2 protein-coding genes are annotated in these 1,219 nt (G+C 70.2%); one reads left to right on the top strand and one right to left on the bottom strand.

The genetic code is table 11. The features are described from left to right. Window positions 1-330: ATP-binding cassette domain-containing protein (locus tag AB0G02_RS41150; protein WP_360806265.1), on the bottom strand; the 330-nt coding region annotated here is incomplete at its 3' end. A gap of 476 nt (window positions 331-806) precedes the next feature. Here AB0G02_RS41150 and AB0G02_RS41155 point away from each other — a divergent pair. After that, window positions 807-1,219, top strand: a 413-nt coding sequence (locus AB0G02_RS41155) for a hypothetical protein (protein ID WP_360806262.1), incomplete at its 3' end; no start/stop codon positions are given.

The raw sequence follows: 1,219 nt of genomic DNA on the forward strand, positions 1-1,219 counted from the left end.
CTCGTCCACCCGGCGCCGGGGCAGTCCGTTGCCGACGGCGAGCGCCAGCAGGTGGTCGCGGGCCTTCCGGCCGCCGTGCACGGCGCCGGCGTCGAGCAGCGCGCCCACCTCGGTCAGCGGCACGGGCAGGTCCCGGTAGCGCCGTCCACCGACCGTCACCGACCCGCGGGTGGGCGAGGCGAGCCCGAGGATCACCCTCATGGTCGTGGACTTGCCCGCGCCGTTCGGCCCGAGGAACCCGGTCACCTGCCCGGCCTCGACGGTGAAGGACAGGTCGTCCACCACCGTGTCCGGTCCGTACCGCTTGGTCAGCCCGCGCACGTCGATCATCGTCATGGGGCCGAGCCTGGCGACCCGGTCCGACCGATCCCTGGGAACTCCTGTGAGAACCCCGGGAATCCCCCGCCCCGGACCGCGCTCACGGCGGCGCATTCACAGGGAACACCCGGATTCGGCGCTGCGTCGATCGGCCCGCGCCGATCGCAATGGGACACCGGAAGTCGTTGCAGACGCGCCCGATGGCTTGCGGCGTCGCATTCGGGAGAGGTGGCGTCACCAACCAGGGTGCGCAGGTCTCGTCGGGGATTGCCGGTTCTGCTCGGACGGACGGGTATGCGCGAAGCGCGGATCAGCGGCGGTTCAGGGCGCAGACGCCGAACGCTGCGTGTAACGGCCGCGTGAACGCTCTCGATGACGGACTGAACGCACGAGGTGGGCGATGGGATCGTGCCGGGGAGAGGTTTCCGATGACGGTTGGTAGCGGTCGAACGGTGTCCCACTTAGGTCGCGTTCTTCGGGCTGCGCTCGTGACAGCGCTGGTCACGGCGACCGCGGTGGCTGTGGTGCCGCCGTCGGCCCAGGCCGAGATCCGGGAAGGCGCGACCGACTGGATCTTCCCCTCCCGGTACGTCGACGGGTACACGTACACGGCTCCGGAGAACGTGCTGCGCCGCGACGGGGCCACGGCGTACTCCCAGTACGGCGGGTTGATCACACTGCGGGACTTCGCTCCGGTCGACCTCCCCGTCGGCACGTTCATCGACAAGGTGGAACTGCGCTTCGACATGGCGGGTGAGCACGCGTCGGCCCAGTTCACCCAGAGCTTCCCGAGCTACGTCCCCTGCCAGGACCACACCCACCCCGGCTACCTCAAGGACTTCGTCCCGCTGGCCAGCGGGGTGCCGTCGGCCGAGATGATCTGGCCGCGCTCGCGCGAGTA

The sequence above is a fragment of the Actinosynnema sp. NPDC023658 genome (genome assembly GCF_040639995.1).
Classification (GTDB): Bacteria; Actinomycetota; Actinomycetes; order Mycobacteriales; family Pseudonocardiaceae; genus Actinosynnema.